Annotated in this window: 24 protein-coding genes; 12 read left to right on the top strand and 12 right to left on the bottom strand. The window is 66.8% G+C overall.

The window, feature by feature from the left end; all coding sequences use genetic code 11:
• The first annotated feature begins 189 nt into the window (after positions 1–189).
• Both ACIRFL_RS40970 and ACIRFL_RS40965 read left to right on the top strand, forming a co-directional pair.
• A complete protein-coding gene (locus tag ACIRFL_RS40970) occupies positions 190–1905 on the top strand; it encodes a carboxylesterase/lipase family protein (protein ID WP_404039961.1) in 1716 nt (571 codons plus the stop codon).
• A gap of 355 nt (positions 1906–2260) precedes the next feature.
• On the top strand, positions 2261–2917 hold the full coding sequence (locus ACIRFL_RS40965) for a hydrolase (protein ID WP_404039957.1): 657 nt from the start codon (positions 2261–2263) through the stop codon (positions 2915–2917).
• A gap of 231 nt (positions 2918–3148) precedes the next feature.
• On the opposite strand, the gene ACIRFL_RS40960 is transcribed toward ACIRFL_RS40965, so the two are convergent.
• The 5 genes from ACIRFL_RS40960 to ACIRFL_RS40940 all read right to left on the bottom strand — a co-directional run bounded on the left by ACIRFL_RS40960 (position 3149) and on the right by ACIRFL_RS40940 (position 7920).
• Positions 3149–3400, bottom strand: a complete 252-nt coding sequence (locus tag ACIRFL_RS40960) for a hypothetical protein (protein WP_404039954.1) — start codon at positions 3398–3400, stop codon at positions 3149–3151.
• A gap of 275 nt (positions 3401–3675) precedes the next feature.
• Positions 3676–4518, bottom strand: coding sequence for an alpha/beta fold hydrolase (locus ACIRFL_RS40955; protein ID WP_404039951.1), 843 nt, complete (start codon positions 4516–4518; stop codon positions 3676–3678).
• Between the two features lie 139 nt (positions 4519–4657).
• A complete protein-coding gene (locus ACIRFL_RS40950; RefSeq protein ID WP_404039948.1) occupies positions 4658–5965 on the bottom strand; it encodes a glutaminase in 1308 nt (435 codons plus the stop codon).
• A 210-nt stretch (positions 5966–6175) separates the two neighbouring features.
• Positions 6176–6844: an NADPH-dependent F420 reductase gene (locus ACIRFL_RS40945; RefSeq protein ID WP_404039945.1), complete on the bottom strand. Its 669-nt coding sequence runs from the start codon at positions 6842–6844 to the stop codon at positions 6176–6178.
• The gene (locus ACIRFL_RS40940; protein WP_404039942.1) at positions 6841–7920 is read right to left on the bottom strand and encodes an LLM class flavin-dependent oxidoreductase; all 1080 of its coding nucleotides are present in this window, start codon (positions 7918–7920) and stop codon (positions 6841–6843) included. The genes ACIRFL_RS40945 and ACIRFL_RS40940 overlap by 4 nt, the downstream gene beginning before the upstream one ends.
• A gap of 445 nt (positions 7921–8365) precedes the next feature.
• On the opposite strand from ACIRFL_RS40940, the gene ACIRFL_RS40935 reads away from it, so the two are divergent.
• Entirely contained in the window at positions 8366–8989 is a 624-nt protein-coding gene (locus tag ACIRFL_RS40935) for a LysE family translocator (protein ID WP_404039940.1), read from the top strand.
• A gap of 118 nt (positions 8990–9107) precedes the next feature.
• Here the strand turns inward: ACIRFL_RS40935 and ACIRFL_RS40930 are convergent, their stop codons facing one another.
• On the bottom strand, positions 9108–9575 hold the full coding sequence (locus tag ACIRFL_RS40930; RefSeq protein WP_404039937.1) for a MarR family winged helix-turn-helix transcriptional regulator: 468 nt from the start codon (positions 9573–9575) through the stop codon (positions 9108–9110).
• Between the two features lie 272 nt (positions 9576–9847).
• Between ACIRFL_RS40930 and ACIRFL_RS40925 the strand changes: the two genes are divergently transcribed.
• The 5 genes from ACIRFL_RS40925 (at position 9848) to ACIRFL_RS40905 (ending at position 13635) form a co-directional block, all read left to right on the top strand.
• The gene (locus tag ACIRFL_RS40925; RefSeq protein WP_404039935.1) at positions 9848–10156 is read left to right on the top strand and encodes a GNAT family N-acetyltransferase; all 309 of its coding nucleotides are present in this window, start codon (positions 9848–9850) and stop codon (positions 10154–10156) included.
• A gap of 30 nt (positions 10157–10186) precedes the next feature.
• Entirely contained in the window at positions 10187–10597 is a 411-nt protein-coding gene (locus ACIRFL_RS40920) for a (4Fe-4S)-binding protein (RefSeq protein ID WP_404039932.1), read from the top strand.
• 57 nt (positions 10598–10654) lie between these two features.
• Positions 10655–11575, top strand: coding sequence for an NADP-dependent oxidoreductase (locus tag ACIRFL_RS40915; RefSeq protein ID WP_404039929.1), 921 nt, complete (start codon positions 10655–10657; stop codon positions 11573–11575).
• Positions 11576–11908: 333 nt separating this feature from the next.
• Complete coding sequence (locus tag ACIRFL_RS40910) at positions 11909–12859, top strand: NmrA/HSCARG family protein (protein WP_404039926.1); 951 nt, start codon at positions 11909–11911, stop codon at positions 12857–12859.
• Between the two features lie 245 nt (positions 12860–13104).
• The gene (locus ACIRFL_RS40905; RefSeq protein WP_404039923.1) at positions 13105–13635 is read left to right on the top strand and encodes a MarR family winged helix-turn-helix transcriptional regulator; all 531 of its coding nucleotides are present in this window, start codon (positions 13105–13107) and stop codon (positions 13633–13635) included.
• A gap of 87 nt (positions 13636–13722) precedes the next feature.
• Here ACIRFL_RS40905 and ACIRFL_RS40900 read toward each other — a convergent pair whose 3' ends face one another.
• Complete coding sequence (locus ACIRFL_RS40900; RefSeq protein ID WP_404039920.1) at positions 13723–14211, bottom strand: carboxymuconolactone decarboxylase family protein; 489 nt, start codon at positions 14209–14211, stop codon at positions 13723–13725.
• A 122-nt stretch (positions 14212–14333) separates the two neighbouring features.
• Here ACIRFL_RS40900 and ACIRFL_RS40895 point away from each other — a divergent pair, with 122 nt between their 5' ends.
• The 3 genes from ACIRFL_RS40895 to ACIRFL_RS40885 all read left to right on the top strand — a co-directional run bounded on the left by ACIRFL_RS40895 (position 14334) and on the right by ACIRFL_RS40885 (position 16135).
• Entirely contained in the window at positions 14334–15323 is a 990-nt protein-coding gene (locus tag ACIRFL_RS40895; protein ID WP_404039917.1) for a pirin family protein, read from the top strand.
• Between the two features lie 22 nt (positions 15324–15345).
• Entirely contained in the window at positions 15346–15684 is a 339-nt protein-coding gene (locus ACIRFL_RS40890; RefSeq protein ID WP_404039914.1) for a GNAT family N-acetyltransferase, read from the top strand.
• Positions 15685–15904: 220 nt separating this feature from the next.
• Positions 15905–16135 carry a hypothetical protein gene (locus ACIRFL_RS40885; protein WP_404039911.1) on the top strand — a complete coding sequence of 77 codons (231 nt, stop codon included), beginning with the start codon at positions 15905–15907 and terminating at the stop codon, positions 16133–16135.
• Positions 16136–16438: 303 nt separating this feature from the next.
• Here ACIRFL_RS40885 and ACIRFL_RS40880 read toward each other — a convergent pair whose 3' ends face one another.
• From ACIRFL_RS40880 to ACIRFL_RS40860, 5 genes are all read right to left on the bottom strand, one after another.
• Entirely contained in the window at positions 16439–17014 is a 576-nt protein-coding gene (locus ACIRFL_RS40880) for a hypothetical protein (protein WP_404039908.1), read from the bottom strand.
• Positions 17015–17017: 3 nt separating this feature from the next.
• On the bottom strand, positions 17018–17311 hold the full coding sequence (locus ACIRFL_RS40875; RefSeq protein WP_121895912.1) for a Dabb family protein: 294 nt from the start codon (positions 17309–17311) through the stop codon (positions 17018–17020).
• 221 nt (positions 17312–17532) lie between these two features.
• Positions 17533–18840, bottom strand: coding sequence for an aminotransferase class I/II-fold pyridoxal phosphate-dependent enzyme (locus ACIRFL_RS40870; RefSeq protein ID WP_404039905.1), 1308 nt, complete (start codon positions 18838–18840; stop codon positions 17533–17535).
• A gap of 212 nt (positions 18841–19052) precedes the next feature.
• The gene (locus tag ACIRFL_RS40865) at positions 19053–19787 is read right to left on the bottom strand and encodes an SDR family NAD(P)-dependent oxidoreductase (protein WP_404039902.1); all 735 of its coding nucleotides are present in this window, start codon (positions 19785–19787) and stop codon (positions 19053–19055) included.
• A 232-nt stretch (positions 19788–20019) separates the two neighbouring features.
• The gene (locus ACIRFL_RS40860; RefSeq protein WP_404039899.1) at positions 20020–20616 is read right to left on the bottom strand and encodes a TetR/AcrR family transcriptional regulator; all 597 of its coding nucleotides are present in this window, start codon (positions 20614–20616) and stop codon (positions 20020–20022) included.
• A gap of 300 nt (positions 20617–20916) precedes the next feature.
• On the opposite strand from ACIRFL_RS40860, the gene ACIRFL_RS40855 reads away from it, so the two are divergent.
• Positions 20917–21261, top strand: a complete 345-nt coding sequence (locus ACIRFL_RS40855; RefSeq protein ID WP_404039896.1) for a hypothetical protein — start codon at positions 20917–20919, stop codon at positions 21259–21261.
• The last annotated feature ends 126 nt before the right edge of the window (positions 21262–21387 follow it).

Genomic DNA, 21387 nt, shown 5'->3' with positions numbered 1-21387 from the left:
ATTGGTTTAGTGCGAACCGGAAAAAACACTCATCCACCGGGCGTTGACGAAGCGAACGCCACTGCGGGCCCAGGCCGGCGGCGAAGGTTCACTCGATCTCCCAGATACTGGGTACCCCTCCTTCCCCTGACCGCCATCGCGGCCGTGCTCGCATGGCTCAACCGGAGCCCGTGGTGGGGTTGGGCAGTCGTGGGCGCGCTGCTCGCGGCCCTCGGTGTGACCGCACACTGGTGGCTGCGAGGGCGGGCCCTGCTCCAGGTGGGGGCATGGCTGCTTGCCGGAGCACTCGTGAGTGCCACTGCCGTCCTGGCCTACCCACCCGCGCAGAACCGCATCGCGGGCGGGACCGATCCCAGGGCTTCGGCGCTCGTCCCCACGCGGGAGGGGCCCGTGCGAGGCGTCCTCAACGACGAGCGCACGGTTGAGATATTCGCGGGCATCCCCTACGCCCAGCCTCCCGTGGGGGACTTGCGCTGGAGTCCGCCTCAGCCTCCCGAGCAGCGCTCCGAGGTGTTCACCGCCGACAGGTTCTCGGACGTTCCCGTCCAAGGCACGTCGACCTTCTTCACGCGGGCGCTTTCCCAGGTCGTCGACATACCTCTGGAGGACACGTTCCTCAACCCGTACCCGGTCAGCGAGGACAGTCTCACCCTCAACATCTGGCACAGCACGAAGCCCGCCTCGGCGAGGCTTCCCGTGCTCGTCTACGTTCCGGGCGGGGGGTTCACGACCGGTTCGGGAGCCCTGCCGCTCTACGACGGCGAGGCACTCGCCTCCAGGGGTGAGGTGATCGTCGTCACGCTCAACTACCGACTGGGCGTGCTCGGCTTCCTTTCCCATCCGGAACTCGCGAAAGAATCCAAGGAAAACACTTCAGGAAACTACGGGGTCCTCGATCAGATCGCCGCGCTGAAATGGATCCGGCAGAACATCGCGGCGTTCGGCGGAGACCCGGACCGAGTGACGGTCGCGGGGGAGTCCGCCGGCGGCGCGAGCGTATGCATTCTGGGCGCGACGCCGCTCGCCGAAGGGCTGGTGGACGGCATCATCGCCGGGAGCGGGGCCTGCATGGGCACGGCCGGAAACACCGAGAAGGACGATCAGGCCGACACCAGGGCGGCGGCTGAGGACGCCGGCAGACGTCTGAGCGAGAAGCTGGGGGGCGCCTCCGTGGAGGAGATGCGCAGGATGCCCGTCAAGCGCGTCCTGGACGCTGCCAAGTCGCTCGACGCTCACTGGCGTCCCTCCATCGACGGTCACCTCCTGGACCGGCCACCGGCGGAGATCTACGCATCCGGGGACCAGCTGGACGTGCCGGTCCTTCTCGGCAGTAACGCGGACGAGGCCTCGCTCGCCCTGGCCAGCCCACCGGACACCGACGTGGACAAGTACCAGGAGTCGGTCCGCACGACGTACGGCGCGGACGCGGAGCGCTTTTTGCGTCTGTACCCCGGTGAGAACGAGGAACAGGTGCTGACGTCCCGTCTGCAGGCCGAAACCGACAAGATCATGACTCGCGCCATGCACCGCTGGGCGCGCCTGCAGACTCGAACGGGCGAGTCAGCCGCGTACCTCTACTACTTCACTCGCGTCCCGCCGGAAAAGGGCCTTGAGAAGTTCGGCGCCTACCACGGTGCGGAGGTGATGTACGCCTACGACAACCTCGGGAAGGACGGTGACGCCGAATACGAAGAGGTCGATTACAGATTGCGCGACCAGATGAGCGCGTACTGGGTCAATTTCGTACGTACGGGCGACCCGAACGGATCGGGCCTGCCGGTCTGGCCCACGGTGGAGCAAGCACCCGAGCAGGTCATGGAGTTTGGTGAAGGCAGCGCGCCTGCACCCCGGCCGCGGTCGGACGCCATCGACTTCTGGACGGACTACGACGGACCGATCGCGTAGCAAGGATGCGCCCCGGCAGCCTGGTGGCCAGGCTGCCGACAGTTGCCCGGCGGCCGGGCTTTGATTGCCTCAGGCGAATCAGGTCATCCACCAGTACTGACACCTGACCCGCTGTCACGCGCCAACTCGTAAGCGAGGCGCCCCAGTTGCGCGTGGCCTGCCTGACGGGTTCGCCTGGAGGCCCAAGGACATCACTAGTTGACGCATCATCGATCGACATCTAGGGTCGGTGACGCGTCAACCAAATGGTGTGAGGTCGCCGGCCCGGCCAACCGGAATCTCTTCACGTCGGGGTACCGAGAGGTCGGTGCACTGCCGGAGATCCGCGGACGCAAAGTTCCAGAAGGGGAATCTCGTGGGTACTGAGAACAAGGCCGGACTCGGCGCGCTGCTGACGCCCGAGGAGAGCGTGCTCGCCCTCATCGACCACCAGCCGTTCCAGGTCGCCAACCTGCACAGCCACGAACCGACGATGGTCATCAACAATGCCGTCGGGCTCGCCAAGGCCGCCAAGGTGTTCGACGTTCCGACCATTCTGACCACCGTCCTGGAGGAGCGCGGTGGCCTTCTCCTTCAGGGGCTGCAGGATGTGTTCCCGGAGCAGAAGCCGATCAACAGGACCTTCATCAACACCTGGCAGGACGAGCGTGTCGTGAACGCCGTCAAGGCGACGGGACGCAAGAAGCTGATCATCGCAGGTCTCTGGACGGAGATCTGTGTGGCCATGCCGGCGATACAGGCGGCGGGCGAGGGCTTCGAGGTCTACGTCGTCACCGACGCGTCGGGCGGTGTCTCGAAGGAAGCCCACGACACCGCGGTGCAGCGCATGATCCAGGCGGGCATCACCCCGATCACCTGGATGGCCGTGCTGGCCGAGTGGCAGCGCGACTGGGCCCGCGAGAAGACCGTGCCGGGCGTCGCCGAGGTCCAGGCGCAGCACGGCGGTGCCAGCGGTGTGGCCTTCACCTGGGAGATGCAGCTCCTGAACACGCCCACCGGTGACGAGGCATGACATCGCCGCTGCCCCGGCGCTGATCCGTGTCGGGTACTGGCTGTCGTCCGTACTCCGGCCGGTAGTTCAGGATCCAGCCGGTTGAGTCCGCATCACAGCATCCTCCCTTCAGCACCGATCGGCGCTGAAGGGAGGATGCTGTGGTTGCGGCACCGATCGGTGCTCGGGAGATCTGCGGCGGTGTCCTTCCCGAGCAGACCCCTTGCTCGTCCAGTGCCCTGCGCCGCCTTCCTATGCGCGCCACTCCGGTGGCTGCTTGACGATCCCGAGATCACTTTCAGCGTCGAAGCCGACCAGCTCGTGGGGAAGGGCGACTGGGCGTGCGATGTCGGCCCCCAGGTCGAAAGTGGCACTGGCGATCGAATCGGCTATGTCCGCTTCCTGATGCTGCTGCTTCGCCCGTTCATGATGTGCGCTCAGACGATCGACGATTCTCCGGATCGGACCGTGACCGAGATCAGGAGCCGGCGTTTCCTCGCTCATGGGCGGTGATTCCCTTCCGTGGACCCCGCGCGGGGGGTGGTCGGTGGCGTGCGGGCGTCGGGCCGTCGATATGAGGTGCCGTCAGGTATGACGACCGGTGAACGGACACTGGTGTGGTGGGTGCCGCCGGGTCAGGCATCCGTTGCGTTGACGGACCCCGAGGGGCGTATGTGGCGCCTCAGCATCGGCTCGGAGTCACATACGCCCCTCGTCGACGGCGATGACGCGGTTCCGCGTCATGAGAAGCCGTCAGGGCAAGCGCAAGTCATCCACCGTCACTTCGCGAGGAAGTCGCGGAGCGCGGTGTTGACCTCGTCGGCGTGGGTCCAGAGCAGGCCGTGCGGCGCTCCTTCGACCTCGACGTAGTCGGCCTCGGGGAGCGCCTTGTGGAAGCGGCGCCCGGTGGCGTCGATCGGCAGGATGTTGTCCTTCGTACCGTGCAGGATCAGCGCGGGCTTGCCGCTCGCGCGGACCGCCTCGACGTCGGCGCGGAAGTCCTCGATCCATGCCGGCACCACGGCGTACGCGGCCACCGGAGCGCTGAGGATCGCGACGTTCCAGCTACCGGTCACGACCTCCTCGCTGATACGCGTGCCGAGGTTCTCGTCGAGGTTGTAGAAGTCCGAGTAGAACTGCTTGTACCAGGCGTACCGATCCGCCTTCGCGGTCGCGGCGATGTTGTCGAAGACCTCCTGCGGCACCCCGTCGGGGTTGTCGTCGCGGGCGACGAGGAACGGTTCGAGCGAGGCGAGGAAGGCGAGCTTCGCGACACGCTCATGACCGTAGCGGCTCACGTAGCGGGCGAGTTCCCCGGTGCCCATCGAGAAGCCGACGAGGACGACATCCCGCAGGTCGAGGGTCTCAAGGACCGTGTTCAGGTCGGCGGCGAAGGTGTCGTAGTCGTAACCGGAGTTCACCTTCGACGACTGGCCGAAGCCCCGACGGTCATAGGTGATGACCCGGTAGCCCTGGGCCAGCAGCTCGCGCGTCTGGCGTTCCCAGCTGTGCCCGTTCAGGGGGTAGCCGTGGATCAGGACGACCGGCTGACCGGAACCCTGATCCTCGTAGTAGAGCTCGACCGGCGTACTGTTCTCCGTGCCGACGGTGATGTAACCCATGGTTTCTTCCCCTTCTGGCCGGCGAAACGAACGCCGGCCGACATCATGCGTGTGAAAACTGTGTGTTATCGGAGGGCGGGGCAGAGATGTCGCGGCTCCGCATCGGCCTGCGGTGGGGCGCGAATCCCACCGTGCGCGTTCAACCGATCTGACCTCCTCCCGCGGTCGCAGTGTGCAGGTCGGCGTGTCCCACGTTGTCGACGACCGTGACTCGGCCACCATCGCCGGGATCGGGATCGGGAATGATCGATTCTGGATCGACGAGGTAGACCTCATGACCATCCAGCGTCAGCCGGCGTACGACCTCCAGCAACATGCGCCGTGCCACGTCGTCGATCGAATGGACCCTTGTCAGATCCAAGGCCACCCTGACATCCGAAGGTGAAATTCCCTCGGCTTCCTGCACAATTCTCTCGGCTCCGGCAAAGCCGATGCCACCTTGCAGTTGCAGGACCCGGAGCGCGCCCGGTCCGCTGCCGACGACATGGTTGGACCGCACGACGGCACGCGCAGCGGCGGGGACCTCCATCACATGCAGACCCATGTCCGAGGAGAATCGCTCGAACAGCGACACCCCGCGAACGCTGTTCCCGTGCCTGTCCAGTCGTGGTGAGAAGGTGGCGATTCCGATCTGCCCGGGGAGCGCGCCGATCAGGCCCCCGGCCACCCCGCTCTTCGCCGGAATACCGACCTGCGTCGCCCAGTCACCAGCGGCGTCATACATTCCACAGCTGAACATGACGCTCAGCACCTGACGTACCACCGCTTCCGGAACCACCTGCTCACCCGAGAGAGGGTTCACACCGCGGTTGGCCAACGTCGCGGCCATCATGGCCAGATCTCGCGTGGTGACGAGCACGGAACACTGGCGGGTGTAGCCGTCCACGATGGGCCTGGGATCCTCGGTGAGGATGCCGTGACTGCGGAGCATGTGCGCGATGGCGAGGTTGCGGTGCGCGTTCTCCATCTCTGACGCACATACCGCCTCGTCCATCCTCAGCCGACGGCCGGCGAAAGCCGAGAGGCCGTGGAGCACGCGTTCCACACGCTCTGCCGGATTCAGGTCCTCCGCGCCGGTCAGTGAGTGCACGGTGATCGCGCCGGCGTTGATCATGGGATTGCGAGGGCGCCCGGTGTCGCTTTCGAGGGAGATCTCGTTGAACGCCTCTCCGGACGGCTCGACACCGACTTTGGCGAGCACGGAGTCGAATCCGCGATCAGACAGGGCCAACGCATACGCGAACGGTTTGGAGATCGATTGGATGGTGAACTCGATATCGAAGTCACCGGCACCATAGACTTCTCCGCCAATCATGGCAAAGGCCGCACCGAGGCGCTCGGGATCCGCTGCTGCCAGCTCAGGAATGTATCCCGCCGGCTCTCCGGACGTGTCCGACGCCACATCTCCCAGCACCTCGGCCAAATAGTCGGGAATGATGGGCCGCATTCGTCCTCCATGCATAATTGCAATCTTCACGCTGTGCGAACCGCGTTGTGTGCCCTGGTATCGGGCTGCACCTGACAGTGCTTCATGGCGTCAAATGGTCGATGCCGCCCGGGAGATGACTTCGCGCTTCGCCGAGCGTGGCGCGCGTGACACTCCTGAAAATCTGACGAGATCGAGCCGGGACCGGTCACGGATGCACCGGTGTTTCTGTTACGAGGGTTCCATGAGTTTTGTCGGAGCAGGGGTGGCGGTGAGCACGCGAAGCTGGTCGGCGTCGACATTGGCTCCGAAGGCGGGGGTTCCCGGCTCAAGCCTGATGCCCGCTGCGAGGTCGCCGATGGTGACGGGGTCGAATCCGAGCGTGTCGATCAGCGCGGACACCACGCTGAGATCCTCGGGCGAGTCACCGGCGAGCGCGATGGCCTTGCGTCCGAGGCCGCCGGCGGAACGAGCCTCGTCTTCGAGGTCGTGGTAGCCCATGTGGTTGAAGGCTTTCACGACATGTGCGCCCGTCAGGAACCGCTGAACGACTTCGCTCGAAGAGGTGTCGGGCGGGAGGATCCCGTCGCGGGGACCATCGACCTCCCACCAGTGGTTCATCGCGTCGATGACCAGCTTGCCCTCCAACTCCGCAACGGGGAGGTCGCGGTGTTTGCCGAGCGGGAGAGCCAGGACCACCACGTCGGCGGCATCCGCGGCCTGGGCCGGCCACACGGCGGTCGCTCCGGGGGTGAGGATCTTGATGGTGAGCGCGATCTTGGAGGGGTCACCGGACCCTGAGATCAGGACTCGATAGCCGGCGGCGACCGCCAGGCGCGCCAGGACGGTGCCGACTTTCCCGGCTCCCAGGATCCCGATAGTGGTGACGGGGTTGGTCATCGCGTCGCTCCCGCCGTGGTGGCGGGCTGCTCGGCCAGAAGCTCGCGGACCCGAGGGATGACCTGGGTGCCGTACAGCTCGACGGAACGGAGACGTGCGGAGGCGGAAACGGTGCCGGCGGCGGAGTAGATCAAGTCGAACCGGCCCGCGTTCAGTACCCGGATGGCACGAGCGATCTTGGTCGCGACCGTCTCGACCGAGCCGACATACAGAGAACCGCGGCCCACTTCGGCGTCGAATTCCTCCCGGCGGAGCGGCGGCCAGCCGCGCTGCCCCCCGATCCGGTCGCGGATCTCCTTGTACCCGGGGTAGAAGAGCTCCTTGGCCTCTTCGTCGGTGGAGGCGACGAAGCCGGGCGAATGCATCCCGACCGGCTGTGCGGTCGTGCCGAACTCGTCACTGGCACGCTGGTACAGATCCACGTAGGGAGCGAACCGGTCAGGGGCGCCGCCGATGATGGCCAGCATGAGCCGGAACCCGTACTGAGCGGTGCGGAGCACGGACTGCGGCGTCCCGCCGACCCCTACCCAGGTCTTGAGACGTCCCGAATCCGTCTTCGGGTACACGTCCGCATCGTGCAGGGCGGCGCGCGTGGTGCCTTCCCAGGTGACCGGCTTCTCGTCCAGGAGTCGATGGAAAAGGTCGATCTTCTCCTCGAACAGCACCTCGTAGTCCTTGAGGTCGTACCCGAACAGGGGGAACGACTCGGTGAAGGAACCGCGTCCGAGGATGACCTCGGCGCGACCGTTGGAGAGCGCATCGACCGTGGCGAACCGCTGGAAAACCCGCACCGGGTCGTCCGAGGACAGCACTGTCACGCCCGAGGCGAGCCGGATGCGTTTCGTGGTCGTCGCGATGCCGGCCAGTACTGTCTCAGGGCTGGAGATCGCGTACTCAGGCCGGTGGTGCTCGCCCAACGCGACAACGTCGATACCGACCTGGTCGGCGAGGACCGCTTCGGCCACCGCCGCGCGGATCGCCTGCGCATGCGAGACGATCACGCCCTGGTCGTCTCGGGGCCGGTCTCCGAAGCTGTCGATACCGAACTCGATCTGCGAAGCATCCGTCGTGTTCACTTTGTTCAACGCTTTCGTTGTGTCGGGGTGTGGTGGTGCGTGGTTCGTGACGACCGGGCGGGACGTCCGTCCCGGGCGACCTGCGCGGGTCCGCCGCCCGTCAGGTCACGCGTGTCGTCATCGCCGGCCAGCAGTGTGCGCGCAGACGGGGGCGGGGATCCTGTTCGCCGGACGTCGGATGCCCTGCTCCGCGGTCCGCTCGGTCACCCGCACCACCTCCGCCGATCTAGTTGACATGTAAACCATGACATCCATGTGGTTTACATGTCAACTAGAGTGGTATGGTCAGGGCAACTGCACGGCAGTGAACTGCTGTTCAGTGGCGTCCGGTGGGGGCGACAACAAACGGGGCCCCGGGCGGTCCGTGCGCGACGCCTCGACGGGCGTTCGCAACAGCCGCCGTGATGAACAGCCCGGGATTGGCCACACACCCGATACTGGGAGCGTGATCTATTGGATGGACTTCCTCCCCTCTGCCGTATTGATATCCATAATCCCCGGAGCGAACCAGTTATTGGGTCTGAGTAACGCCATCCGATCCGGCGCTTCCTGGGCTCTTATCGGCATCCTCGCGCGCCTCGCTGCTTTCACTCTGCTGATCGGTATCGTCGTAGTGGGTCTCGGTGCCGCCCTTGCGCAGGCTCCTGATGTGCTGACCGCAATAAAATGGGGTGGAATAGCATATTTGGTATGGATTGGTCTGGCGGCACTGAGGAGCAAGCCACAGACCGCTTCTGCAGCCGAGGACGAAGGGGTTCGCGCCGATCGATGGCGGATCCCCCGTCAGGAATTCATGGTCGCCATAACCAACCCGAAGGCGCTTCTGCTTTTCGCGGCACTCCTCCCTCAATTCACGAGCGGCGGCCGGGGTGCAGAACTGCACATTGCCCTTCTAGGTCTGGCCTACATGGGCGTTGAAGCCGTCATCGGTGGCCTCTATGTTGGAGCCGGGAGAATTCTTCGATGGAGGTTTCGATCGTATAAGGGATCGATCGCTCATCGGGTCGACCAGCTTTCGGGAGTCTGTATCCTCGTGCTGGCGGGGGCGTTGGCTGTGAGCAGTGTTTGACGTGGATCGTCCACGCGAAAATGTTGCTGTGCTGTGAGATGTGGGCGGACCACTGGTCGTACTCCGTGTGGCTGGTGTGCCAACTCCAAAGGCCAGGCAGTCGTGTCTCCTCGCCGGGTCAGTCCGGCTGTTTCTCCATGTGGTCCAGGATGCGCTGGGAGATCCGGGCGAGTGTGCTGAGCTGGTTGGGTGTGAGGGCGTCGATGAACAGGCGGCGGACGTGTTCGACGTGCGGGGGTGCGGCTTCTTCGATCGCCTTGTAGCCGGCCGGGGTGGCGACGATGAATGCTCCGCGTCCGTCGTCGGGGCATTCCTCCTTGGCCACGAGCCCGCGTTTCGCCATCCGCGTGACCTGGTGGGACACTCGGCTCTTCTCCCACTCCATGCCTTTGACCAGGTCCGAGAAGCGCATCCGTCCGTCGCCTCTTTCGGTGAGGTTGACGAGCACGAGGTAGTCGGAGGCTGACATACCGGAGTCGGCCTGGATATGTCGGGACAGTCGTCCGACGAGTGTCTCCTGCATGCGGATGAAGCTTTCCCAGGCGGCCTTCTGCTCCGGGTCGAGCCAGCGTGGCGGTGCGTCCATGGGGGCATTCTAACGAAATCGTTGACAGCTCATCTACTGGCGATGGCGGCGATGCAACCTTCGGCGAGGCCGCGTCTGTCGTGACCAAGATGCTTCGGCACACCCGGCCCCCGGTGCGCGAGCCGGAACGTGCCGGGACCGGTGCCGGTCGGACGGGTGAGGAACGTCGCCGAGGGATAAGTTGATACATCAACCTGGTGGGGCTAGGCTGAGGTCCTGGCGGACGGGGTTCCGCCGAGTTGAGCGGGATCAGACCCCGCAGAGGAGGACACATGGCGGTCGAAGTGAGTGACGTGCCCGAGGCGAAGCGCTACGAGGCCCGTGTCGATGGAGAGTCCAAGGTGGCGGGCGTCGCGGAGTACATTCGCACCAAGGAACTCGTCGCGTTCGTGCACACCGAGGTGGAGGCGGAGTACGAGGGCAGGGGAGTCGGGTCAGCGCTGGCCCGTACAGCCCTTGACGAGGCACGTGCCGCGAACCTGCGGGTGCTGGCCACCTGTCCCTTCTTCGCGGGCTGGATCAGCCGGCACCCCGAGTACCAGGACCTGCTGTACCAGTCCCGCAGCAGGGTCAGTGACTGAAAGCCGAGCACGGCAGTACTGGAGGCAGGTATGAGCGGCGAATCCGAGCGGAAGGCATACCGGACGGAGTCGATCACGGTGACCTTCGAGGCCAGGCGTTGTCTGCACGCCGCCGAATGCGTCCGTGGCCTGCCCGAGGTGTTCGACCCGGCGAAGCGACCGTGGATCCAGCCGGACAGGACTACGGCCGAGCGCCTGGCGGAGGTGGTGCGGCGCTGCCCCTCGGGCGCGCTCCAGTACGAACTCGTGGAGGGCGGGACGGAATCCCCCGACCGGCCCACCACGATCACCCGCAGTGCCACCGGGCAGTTGACCGTACGCGGTGAGCTGAGTGTGGACACGCCGCAAGGCGCGCGCGCCGAGACCAGGGTCGTGCTGTGCGGCTGCGGGCAGAGCCGCCTCCAGCCGTACTGCGACCACGCGGGGCCCTGCGGTCGATGACGCGGTGGCCGTGTCCGCTTCCCCGCAGTTGACACCCAAGATCCTGGAGTTGAGCAAATGTCCCTCGCAGTGCGGTTCTCCGAGTACGGCACCCCTGATGTGCTGCGTGTCGTCGATGTTCCGCCGCTCACCGCGGGCCCCGGGCAGGTACGGCTCGCGGTGCGCGCCGCAGGCGTCAATCCGATCGACTGGAAGATCCTGAACGGCTCTATGCGCCAGGTGATGCCCGTCGATTTCCCGGCCGGTCTCGGCTCCGACGTGGCCGGCGTGGTCGACCAGGTCGGCGAGGGCGTGACCGCCTTCAGTGTCGGTGACGAGGTGCTGGGGGCCTCCCTTACCCCCTCCTACGCGCAGTCGGCGCTCGCCGACCCCGCCGCACTGGTCGCCAAGCCGGCCTCCGTCCCGTGGGAAGTCGCCGCGGCCCTGGCCGGTTCCGGAATCACCGCCTGGCAGGTTCTCAACAAGCTGAAGCTCTCCGCGGGTGAGACGCTGCTGGTCCATGGCGCGGCCGGTGGCGTGGGCACGTTCGCGGTACAGCTGGCCGTTGCTCGCGGTGCGCGTGTCATCGGCACCGCGAGCGAACGCAACCATGAACAGCTCCGCTCTTTCGGCGCGGAACCGGTCACCTATGGCACGGGCCTGGTCGACCGCGTACGAGCGATTGCCCCCCGGGGAGTCGACGCGGTCCTCGACGCCTCCGGTCGCGGTGAGATCCCCGACTCCATCGAACTCGCCGGCGGCCCGACACGCGTCCTCTCACTCGTGGCCTTCGACGCCGCGAGCACCGGGATCCAGGTGCACATGACCGAGCCGGGAGCGGACGGTCCCGAAGCGCTCCGGGGCATCCTCGCCCTCATCGAGGCGGGGCGGCTGCAGGTGCCTGTCGCGGGTACCTATCCCCTCGACGAGGTTGCGACGGCACTGGCAGTGAGCCAGTCCGGGCACCCGGGCGGCAAGCTCGTAGTACTCCCGGCGTAGAGCCTGGGCCTGCGTAGCCGGACCTCCGCCCCGTCGGCCGAAGGTTCGGCACGCCTGAGCGTGCACGCTGCCACAGACACCGCGTCCCGCCTGGTGAACTCCTCTGGCTCGGGTGAAGCCGGTGCTCAAGTCCCTGGACGGCCTCCTCGCGGGTGTGGCGGCCCTGAACGCCGCCCGCGCGTGGGCCGAACCAGGCGTCCGGCCGCTCGCGTTGTGCCACTCGGGAGACTTTCGCGGCGAGCACGGCTGAATCACGCGCCACATGTTGATTAATCAACCAGAATGCGCTTCAGTTGATCTATCAACAATGTCTCCTCGGGTAGGGGTAGTGGCATGAGTGAGAAGAAAGTCGTCGCGGTCGCCGGAGCCACGGGTGCACAGGGAGGCGGTACCGCGCGGGCGATCCTCGCCGATCCGGACTCGGGGTTCACCGTGCGCGCGCTGACCCGGAACCCCGACTCACCCGCGGCCAAGGAACTCGCCCAGCTCGGTGCGGAGGTCGTGCAGGCGGACTTCTATGACGAGCCGACCGTGCACGAAGCGTTCGAGGGTGCCTACGGCGCCTTCCTCGTCACCAACTTCTGGGCGCACGGTTCGGCGGCCCAGGAGAGGGAGGAGATCGAGGTTCTGGTGCGGGCCTCGAAGAATGCCGGGCTGCGGCACGTGGTGTGGTCGACGCTGGAGGACACCCGCGAACTGCTGCCCCTGGAGGACGAGCGGATGCCCGTCCTCCAGGGGAAGTACAACGTCCCGCACTTCGACGTCAAGGGCGAGGGCAACGAGCTGTTCCGGCAGGCCGGGGTGCCGACCACCTTCCTGAACACGACCTTCTACTTCCAGGGCTTCCTGTCGGCGATGGGTCCCAAGCGTGCCGAGGACGGCGTACTGACGCTGACCCTGCCGCTCGCGGACGGCAAGCTGCTGGCCGGCGTGGACGTGAACGACATCGGCCGCACGGCGCTCGCCATCCTCAAGGACGGCGAGCGGTTCATCGGCCGGACCGTCGGCCTGGCCGGCGACCACCTGACCGGCGCCCAGTACGCGCAGAAGCTGGGAGCCGCGATCGGCGAGCCGGTGCGCTTCCAGTCGGTGCCCTACGACGTCTTCCGCTCCCTGGGCGTCCCGGCGGGGGAGGAGATCGCCAACATGTTCCAGTACTACGGCGACTTCGACCAGGAGTTCACCGGCGCCCGCGACCTGAACCTTCTGCGGGAGATCAACCCGGCGCTCAAGAGCTTCGACGACTGGCTCGCCGAGAACGCCGCGAACATCCAGGTGGGCTGACCCGCTACCGTCGGCGGGCCATGCCCCGAGGGTGGCGCTTTCCGGCGGACACCCTCGGAATGCCGAATGAGGGGAACGCGTCTTCAGCGGCGCGACGTCGTGCCGCTGAAGCGGCAGGAGCAGGGGCACTGGGAGCTTCCCGCTCGGCGGGGCTCCTTCGGCTGGGGCGGCATCGCTGGTCGGTCGACCGAGCCAACCGTTGTGAACTGAGGGCCGGACCGTCGACGAGCGGCCGCGGCCTCTTCATGGAAGAGCCGGTGCGTAGGTTGACGGCAGAGGAGCAGCGTGCGTGGCGGAGCTTTGTCCGCATGCATGAGAAGCTCATGGGCCGGTTGTCTCGCTTGTTGCAGACGGAGGCCAACGTTTCGCCCGCAGACTTCGCCGTACTGGTCGAGCTGACGGACGTACCGGAGGGACGGCGGCGGTTTCTGGACATCGCCAGGGCGTTGGAGTGGGAGAAGAGCCGGATGTCCCATCAGATCGCCCGGATGGTGAAGCGTGGTCTGGTGGTGCGGGACAGGAGTCCCGAAGACGGCCGTGGCACGTTCGTGGTCATCACGGACGAGGGGCGAGCGGTGATCGAAGCCGCCGTCCCACGTCATGTGGAGGCGGTGCGCAAGCTCTTCCTTGACAACGTCACGCCGTCGGAGCTGCGGCTCCTGGCTCGGATTTCCGAGCGTGTCGCGGAGAAGCTGGACGAGGAACCACCCTCTCCGGAGCGGGTGGCCCGGCCCGTGTCACGCGGTTGGCGTGAGCGTCGCCGCGGTGGCGGCTGAGAGCGGACCGAGCCTCACGAGGACCCGCGCGACACGTCCGCTGCACCGGCCACGTCCAAGGCCGGCGGTGTGGCGGGCCACCCGCCTCTACTTGTCGGGACGCGGCGGTACGGGGTGCTTGCTCATGATCGACACGCGATTGAACGCGTTGATGGTGACCGCCACCCAGATCGCGGCTGAGATCTGGTCTTCGGAGAGGACCTGCCGGGCGGTCTCGTAGGCGGAGGCCTGGGTCGTGGCGTCGGCCGGATCGGTTGTACTCTCGGCCAGCGCCAGGGCGGCGCGCTCCGCGGGAGTGAACAGGTCGGTGTCCCGCCATGCGCTCAGGATTCCGAGTCTCTGCGGTGACTCACCGGCGCGCAGAGCCGCTCTGTTGTGGATGTCGAGGCAGTAGGCGCAGCCGTTGAGTTGCGACACGCGGACGTTGATCAGTTCCACGGTGGTGCGGTCGAGTCCGGCCTCGGAGGCCGTTGCTCGGACCGCCTCGGAGACCTGCAGCAGGGCATGGAAGGCCTTGGGGCTCTGTTTGTCGATGAAGATCCTGCGGGGCGGGGAGCTGTGGGTGTGGTTGCTCACGTCGGGGGCTCCTTCGGGCCACGCTGGGAGTGGCCTGTGTTCGGGCGGGTGCTGTGGCCATTGGTCTGCCTCCATGGCACCATAGTTGATGTAGCAACCAGATCGGGTAGGGGGTACTTTCGGTGAGCAACACGGAAACCGATGCCGCGGCGCTGCTCTGCGGTGCGCTCGTCGAAGACGACCGGCCGACCGGAGCCCCCAGGGTCGATGTCCTGTCGGCGCGAGAGGTTCCCCTCGGCGGTCCACGTGCGATGCGCGTGCGGCGGACGCTGCCCCAGCGAAAGCGCACACTCATCGGCGCCTGGTGCTTCGCCGATCACTTCGGCCCGCACCAGGTCGCCGCGTTGGGCGGCATGAACATGCCCCCGCATCCGCACACCGGACTGCAGACGGTGAGCTGGCTGTTCAGCGGCGAGGTCGAGCACCGCGACACCCTCGGCACCCACGCCCTGATCCGGCCCGGCCAGATGAACCTCATGACCGGCGGCTATGGCATCGCCCACTCGGAGGTCTCCACCCCGAACACCACCGTCATCCACGGCGTCCAGTTGTGGGTCGCGCTGCCCGAGGAACACCGCAACGCCGACCGGGACTTCCAGCACTACGTGCCCGAACTCGCGCGGGTCGACGGGGCCGAGATCAGGGTCTTCCTGGGCTCGCTCGCCGGAAGCACCTCCCCGGTCCGGACCTTCACGCCGCTGCTCGGCGCCGAGATCGTCATCGAACCGCATGTGACGCTCACTCTCGCCGTTGACGAGGCTTTCGAGCACGGTCTTCTCGTGGACAGTGGGGACATCCGTTTGATCGACACTGTGCTGCGGCCTGCCGAACTCGGATACGTCCCTCGCGGCGCGAACACCCTGACGATGGTGAACGAGACCGACGCGCCGGCGCGGACCATCCTCCTCGGAGGACCTCCCTTCGGGGAGGAGATCGTCATGTGGTGGAACTTCATCGGCCGCAGCCACGAGGACATGGTGAAAGCCCGCGAGGACTGGGAGGCATCCTCCGACCGCTTCGGCGTCATCGAGGACTTTCCCGGCGGCCGCCTTCCCGCACCGGCCCTGCCGAACGCCGTCATCACACCGCGCCGGAACCCGCCGGCCCGCTGACCTCCCTTACGAAAGGCACACCATGAGCGAGTCCTCCACCACCACGGTCGTCGAGCGTGCGGACGCCGATCACCGGTACGAGATCCTGGTCGACGGCCGACGCGCCGGTCTGACCGCCTACCGTGACCTGGGCATGCAACGTGTCTTCTACCACACGGAGATCGACGAGGCCTTCGCCGGCCAGGGGCTGGGCCTGCAGCTGGTCCAGCAGGCACTCGCCGACGTGCGCGCATCCGGGATGCGGATCGTCCCGGTCTGCCCCTACGTCGCCAAGTTCCTCAAGCGGCACAAGGAGTTCGCGGACATCACCGACCCGGTCACACCTGATGTCCTGCGATGGCTGAAGGCGCAGCTTGGCTGAGTGTCTTCGCGGCCTGGCCGGCGAAGTCGTGCGTCCTTCGCGCCCGGCGTTTTTGTAGTCGCCGTACAGCTCGTTCGTCCTGGTGTCCACGCCGGTCACCGGGGCACCAGGGGCCGGGCCCATGCTCGTTGAGGCACCCGCTGCGGTTCCAGCCGGGAGGCAGCGCCACGAAGATCCGCATACCGTTGACTTGGCATGACGCAGGCATGGGAGGTTCAGGATGGGTGCGTTCGCGGTCGGTGACACCGTCACCGTCACGGGGAAGACGATGACGGGCAACGTGGGCATCGTCATCCACATCGACGAAGCCAAGAACAGGTATCTCGTGCGCATCAGCGCCGTGACTCAGAACTGGTTCACCGCCGATGAGCTGAAGCCGTACGAAGCGGGCTCCGGTGGACGCATCAAGGCGGCGGCCAATCGTCTCCTGCGCCGTGCACCGCGCGCCTGAACGGTAGAACCTGAAAGGCTGTCCGGGAACCAGTGGTGCGATCGGTGCGCTGGCTGGGCATGGGCGGGTGTGGCAGGCCGAGCCGTTCGCGGCCGGGCCAGGCGAGTTCGGCGACCGCCACCTTGGATGCGCACTGAGGTGCCCGGAGCAGCACCTGAGAACGAGGGGATCCTCTTCCGCCGAGTCCGGCCGGCATCCGGTCGAGGGCCGGTGAACGTGTGGCTCGGCCGGCAGTCTGATCGCGAACCGGGAGCTGAGCGGCTACAGGTGTTCAGCCGGCGGGTCGGGTGGTGGGGTGCGGGCTCAGGTGCGGACGAAGACCGACCAGACCATGCGGATCGGCCGCAGCCGGGAGATGAAGCGCAGTCCGTGCCGTGCGGCGGCCGGTTCGGTGGTGAGCGCGAGGTCGTAGCGGCGTTCGGCCACGGCCTGGGCTGCCTGGCTGGTGGAGTCCGCGGTGGCCACTTCGGACAACTGGTGGGTGTTGGCTAACAGTTGGTCCAGCAATGGTCGAGGCGAGGGATGCGTCACCAGACTCGGGCGGTCGGACAGCGGACCGCCGTCGGCGCGCCGGGCGATGCCGTACAGCGGGGTGTCCATGACGAAGATACTGGCCAGCGCGATGTCGTCGGCCATGTAGAAGTGGTGGACGTCCCGATAGGCGTTGGCGACGACCACATGGCTGACGGTGCCGGCCGTCAGGGCTTCCAGAGCCTGTTCGTAGGTCGTCTTGAGCACGATCCGCGGCCTGCCGGGGAGGCGGGAGCCCAGCAGCCGCGCGGCCTGCTCGCTGCTCGTGCCCTCGGGACCGAGCGTTCCGATGGTCGGCGGCCCGGCCGGTGCGGGTCGGACGTCGATCCAGCCCAGTTCGACGGTCATGTGTTACTCCTCGATGTCGGCGACGACCCAGGTGCTGATGGCGCTCCACAGCGCCGCGGATTCCTGGTGGAAGGGGTGGTCCTGGTAGTTGCGCAGGGAGACTTGGTCGGGCAGCAGCCCGATCGCGGCGAAGTCGTAGGCGATCGGACGGTCGGCGATGTTGCGGCCCACCTGCCAGTGCAGTAGGCCGGGCACCCGCTCGCCGACGAGCCGCGAGGACCGCTCGGCGGCGAGGGCCGCGGGATCCTGCCAGCCGAAGCCTGGCTTGAACTTGAACAGCACAATGTGTCTGATCATTGGCATCCTTTTCGGACTGAATGGTCACCAAATCACTGGCGCCACGGCGCGCGGGCAGGCCGATGGAGATATCACCGACACAGCGGCGTGCTTTCCGCACAGACGTAGGGCTGACTTCGCACCCGCCGAGCCCCTTATCGCGTCAATCCGTCGGACATGTCTCGTGCGCATACGGGCGGCTGCTTGCCATGGTGGTGTTCCGACCGCAGAGAGGCGGGCGATCAGGCGGAATGGCCGAAGGCCTGGGCCTCGGCTGTCACAAAGGCGGTCAACCGGTCGAGTCCTTCGTCGATCGACGCGTCGTCGAGCAGGCTGAAGGACAGCCGAATCTGGTGTGAGGAGGTCATGCCAGTGTGAAAATGGTGCATGGGGGTCCAGATGACCCCGTGATCGCGCGCCGATCTGCGCAGCGAACGGTCGTTCACGGTGAACGGCACCGTGAGAACGACGAAGAACCCGCCGGCCGGGGTGTTCCACGTCACCGAGCCAGTGGCGCCGAAACGCGCGGTGAGACCGGCCAGCATGCGCCGCAGGTTGGCGCGGTATACCTCGATCTCGCGCTTGTTCGCGGCAAGCATGCTGCACCCGTGGCGCAGAAGCTTGCCGCCGATGACGGCCTGGGCGACGGGTGAGGTGTTGAGAGTGACGTTGCTCTTGATCAGTGACAACTGGTCCGCGAGCGTACCCGCCGTGCGGCCGTCCCCGACGACGGGCTGATCGGCCACGACGAAGCCGACGCGGGCGCCGGGCAGGCCGGTCTTGGCGAAGGAGCCGACGTACACGACCTGGTGGCGTGTGTCGAGCGCCTTGAGGGTCGGCGGCCGGCTGCCGGGGTCGGCATGGAAGAGGCCGTACGGGTTGTCCTCGATGATCAGCAGATCGAGATCGGCCGCCAGGTCGAGCAGGGCGGTCCGGGTGGCCAGGTCCAGGCTCACCCCGGTGGGGTTGGAGAAGTCGGGCACGAGGTACAGGGCGCGCGGCCGTTGGCCGCGGGCGCGGGCCGCTGCCACCTGATGCTCCAGGTCGACGAGGTCGACGCCGCCGTCTCCGTCCCCGACGTCCAGCACGGGCATGTCCAGCAAGCGCGCGGCGCCGGTCAGTCCGAAATAGGTGGGCGCGACGGCGAGGACGACGTCCTGAGGGGAGACGCGCAGGGACCGCAGCGTCAGGAACATCGCCTCCTGGCTGCCGACGGTCACCACCACCGCGTCGGGGTCGACGGTGATGCCCTCGTCGATCTCAAGGTAGCGGGCGACCAGGTCGTGGATGACGCCCTTCGTCCGCCCGTACTGGAACACGGTTCTGCGGGCCTCCTCGTCCGTCAGCCCCACCACCTCGGTGAGGTGTGTGACGAAGGTGCCCAGGTAGTCGTGGAGTTGTTCGACCCGGAAGAACTCCTCGTAGGGTCGGCCGGCGGCGAAGGACACCGCCTGCGGGTGGTCCGAGGCGATGTCGTTCAGCAGGTTCATCGAGAGCAGGACGGGGTCGTCCAGCGAGGGATGCAGTTGCGCGAGGGATAATTCGACCACTTCTCGACTCTCCGTCGTTCCTGAGGCAGGCCGGCCAACTGTCACTCTGCATCGGTCGCTCGCTCGACGAACCAGTGCGACCCCCCGTGTGTAGAGATGGTCTCCGGCATCAGTGAGGACCCGGCCCGTCAAGTAGTTGATGCTTCAGCTACATTAGCATTGGAAATTGATACGTCAACTAGATATGTGTGGCTCGGAGGTTGGCGACGCGCTCATGCCTGCGCGTATTCACCGTCGGCGAAGAACTCGGCACCGTTGACGTAGCTCGACGCGTCCGAAGCGAGGAACGTCGTCACGGCGGCGATCTCCTCGGGCTCGGCAAGCCGGCCGAGGGGAACAGCGCCTTCGGCCTGCTTGAGCATCTCGGGTGTGACCAGCTCAAGCAGACCAGGGGTGCGCGTACCGCCCGGGGATACGACGTTGACCCGGAAGCCGTGTGTGCGCGCGCTGAGAGCCCAGCCGCGGGCGAGCGTGCGGACCGCGGCCTTCGATGCTGCGTAGACCTCAAGTCCCAGGTCGGGCCGTGTCGCAGCGGTCGAACCCGTCAGGATTACCGAAGCGTTTGTGCTGAGCAGCGGCAGCGCCTGCTGGAGAGTGAAGATCGTTCCCTTGACGTTGGTGGCGAACACCGAGTCGACCAGATCTTCCGTCACCTCGCCGAACGGCGCCGCGGTGCCGATGCCGGCGTTGGCGACCAGCACGTCGATGCGTCCGGCCCGGTTGCGCACGGTGCTGTAGAACGCATCGAGTTCCGAGGGCACCGAAGCATCGCAGACCACGCCGGTCACGCCAGGTCCGAGCTCGGCGACCGCGGCGTCGAGCGCGTCTTTGCGGCGACTGGTGATGAACAGCATGGCGCCCTCGTCGCGGAATGCGCGCGCGGTCGCGAACCCGATGCCGGTGCTGGCCCCGGTGACCACGGCGACCTTGTCTTCCAAGACGGCCATGCCGCCCTCCTTCAAGTTATGGACTGTTGCGTCCACAACTTTCCCCGATATGGACCGATCAGTCAAGATTGCTTGCTTCGGTATCGGGGCTTCCCGGCACGGCCCCGTAGACGGGCTGCGCAGGCTGCGGGCACTTGTCCCGCACCCGCGACCTCTGGTCGGACGACTGCGGGGCCACACCACCGGCAGGGCCGACCGCCGCGACCGGTACAGGTCGGCCGGTGCGTTGCAGCTACTGCGCCGGAGTGGGCAGCAGCCGTGCCAGGGCGGACTGGGCTGTCACGGTGAGCGCTTCGATGTCCATGCCGGTGCGCCCGAGAGCGATGAGGCCGAGTTGCGCGACGAGGGCCGCGCGGGCGGTCTCAGAAGGGTCGATGTCGGGGTCGAGGTCGCCTTCGCTCTGGGCGCGCTCCAGCGCCGCGGTGAGGACGGTGGCGATCGCGTCGTAGCTGCGGCGAGCCTCAGCTGCGACGTCCGGAGTGCTGGCGGCAAGCTCGGCGTTGCTGTTGGCCAGCAGGCAACCCCGACGCGCAACTGCCCCGGTCGGATCGCCGGTCGGGCCGAGTACGAACTCGCGCACCACGTCGATCCCCCGCGCCGCGGAAACCAGACGCTCGCGCAGCATCAGCAGGTTCGCGTTGTCGTAGTCGCGCAGCACCCGCAGGAACAGGCTGCGCTTATCCCCGAACGCCCCGTAGAGGCTGCCTTTGCCCAGCCCGCTCACGCGCAGCAGGTCGTCCATCGATGTCGCCGCGTAGCCCTTGTCCCAGAACTCGTCACGGATGGCGAGAAGCACACGATGTTCATCGAACTCACGAGGTCGAGGCATACCCGCACAATACAAGTTCTGGACCGCATGGGCCACAATGGACTCCGGGCCGCCATGTAAGCCGGCTTGGCTCGGGGAAGTCCAGCCGAAAACCGGTGCTGGAGCGCCAGGCACGCATCACGTCGTGATCAATCTGCGGGGTTTGCCTTCGCGGGAGGCCTCAGACCGGTAGGCGTTCTTGGCTGACGCAAGTACAACAGTGGCGTAACGCCAGGGCCTTCGAGGCCCTGCTGGAGGGCATCGTGCCGAGGCTGTATCCCCGACCGTCAATCGCCGGGCCGCCCATAGAAGGGCGTGGGTATGCAGGAGCTGGAGCGGATCACGGGTCGCTGGAGTGAACCGGACATGCTGGCGGGGGAGTTGGCCGAGCAGGACACGGCCGCGGCGGAGGCCGCCGCGGCCGTTGCCCCGACTCCCGCCCGGGTGGCGGGGCGGGCGGTCCTGCTGATCCCGCACCGCAGTGAGAATCCCGACGAGGCCGCGCCGCCCGCTGACTGCCGCAGGATCCTGGCGATCGTGCGGGCCGCCGACGGCCCCGTCCAAGTAAGGCCGGTGGGCGAGGAACCGGGCCTTCAGGTGACGGCGCGCGGCAAGCTGGAACCGCTGCGAGGCGACGGGCGGTTCAGCGCGCTCCTGGAGCAGTAGCGGCATGGAAGTGGGGGTGCTTCAGGTGCCGTCCGTCGTGTGGTGTCTCAGGTCTGGTTCTCGCCGCCGTCGACGTAGACGTTCGAGCCGACGACGTAGCTGCTCTGTTCCGAGGCCAGGAAGGCC

Origin of the sequence: Streptomyces sp. NPDC102462 (genome assembly GCF_044765425.1) — a bacterium.
GTDB lineage: Bacteria > Actinomycetota > Actinomycetes > Streptomycetales > Streptomycetaceae > Streptomyces.
The sequence above is the reverse complement of the archived record's forward strand: the minus strand, read 5'-3'. Positions and strand labels throughout refer to the sequence as shown.

What these genes read in the sequence shown, in the direction of transcription:
- ACIRFL_RS40960 (WP_404039954.1), bottom strand. Translation starts at nt 3,400, where the DNA reads ATGAGCGAGGAAACGCCGGCTCCTGATCTCGGTCACGGTCCGATCCGG.
- ACIRFL_RS40945 (WP_404039945.1), bottom strand. Translation starts at nt 6,844, where the DNA reads ATGACCAACCCCGTCACCACTATCGGGATCCTGGGAGCCGGGAAAGTC.
- ACIRFL_RS40910 (WP_404039926.1), top strand. Translation starts at nt 11,909, where the DNA reads ATGAGTGAGAAGAAAGTCGTCGCGGTCGCCGGAGCCACGGGTGCACAG.
- ACIRFL_RS40915 (WP_404039929.1), top strand. Translation starts at nt 10,655, where the DNA reads ATGTCCCTCGCAGTGCGGTTCTCCGAGTACGGCACCCCTGATGTGCTG.
- ACIRFL_RS40905 (WP_404039923.1), top strand. Translation starts at nt 13,105, where the DNA reads ATGGAAGAGCCGGTGCGTAGGTTGACGGCAGAGGAGCAGCGTGCGTGG.
- ACIRFL_RS40865 (WP_404039902.1), bottom strand. Translation starts at nt 19,787, where the DNA reads ATGGCCGTCTTGGAAGACAAGGTCGCCGTGGTCACCGGGGCCAGCACC.
- ACIRFL_RS40955 (WP_404039951.1), bottom strand. Translation starts at nt 4,518, where the DNA reads ATGGGTTACATCACCGTCGGCACGGAGAACAGTACGCCGGTCGAGCTC.
- ACIRFL_RS40880 (WP_404039908.1), bottom strand. Translation starts at nt 17,014, where the DNA reads ATGACCGTCGAACTGGGCTGGATCGACGTCCGACCCGCACCGGCCGGG.
- ACIRFL_RS40890 (WP_404039914.1), top strand. Translation starts at nt 15,346, where the DNA reads ATGAGCGAGTCCTCCACCACCACGGTCGTCGAGCGTGCGGACGCCGAT.
- ACIRFL_RS40920 (WP_404039932.1), top strand. Translation starts at nt 10,187, where the DNA reads ATGAGCGGCGAATCCGAGCGGAAGGCATACCGGACGGAGTCGATCACG.
- ACIRFL_RS40925 (WP_404039935.1), top strand. Translation starts at nt 9,848, where the DNA reads ATGGCGGTCGAAGTGAGTGACGTGCCCGAGGCGAAGCGCTACGAGGCC.
- ACIRFL_RS40930 (WP_404039937.1), bottom strand. Translation starts at nt 9,575, where the DNA reads ATGGACGCACCGCCACGCTGGCTCGACCCGGAGCAGAAGGCCGCCTGG.
- ACIRFL_RS40885 (WP_404039911.1), top strand. Translation starts at nt 15,905, where the DNA reads ATGGGTGCGTTCGCGGTCGGTGACACCGTCACCGTCACGGGGAAGACG.
- ACIRFL_RS40950 (WP_404039948.1), bottom strand. Translation starts at nt 5,965, where the DNA reads ATGCGGCCCATCATTCCCGACTATTTGGCCGAGGTGCTGGGAGATGTG.
- ACIRFL_RS40855 (WP_404039896.1), top strand. Translation starts at nt 20,917, where the DNA reads ATGCAGGAGCTGGAGCGGATCACGGGTCGCTGGAGTGAACCGGACATG.
- ACIRFL_RS40875 (WP_121895912.1), bottom strand. Translation starts at nt 17,311, where the DNA reads ATGATCAGACACATTGTGCTGTTCAAGTTCAAGCCAGGCTTCGGCTGG.
- ACIRFL_RS40860 (WP_404039899.1), bottom strand. Translation starts at nt 20,616, where the DNA reads ATGCCTCGACCTCGTGAGTTCGATGAACATCGTGTGCTTCTCGCCATC.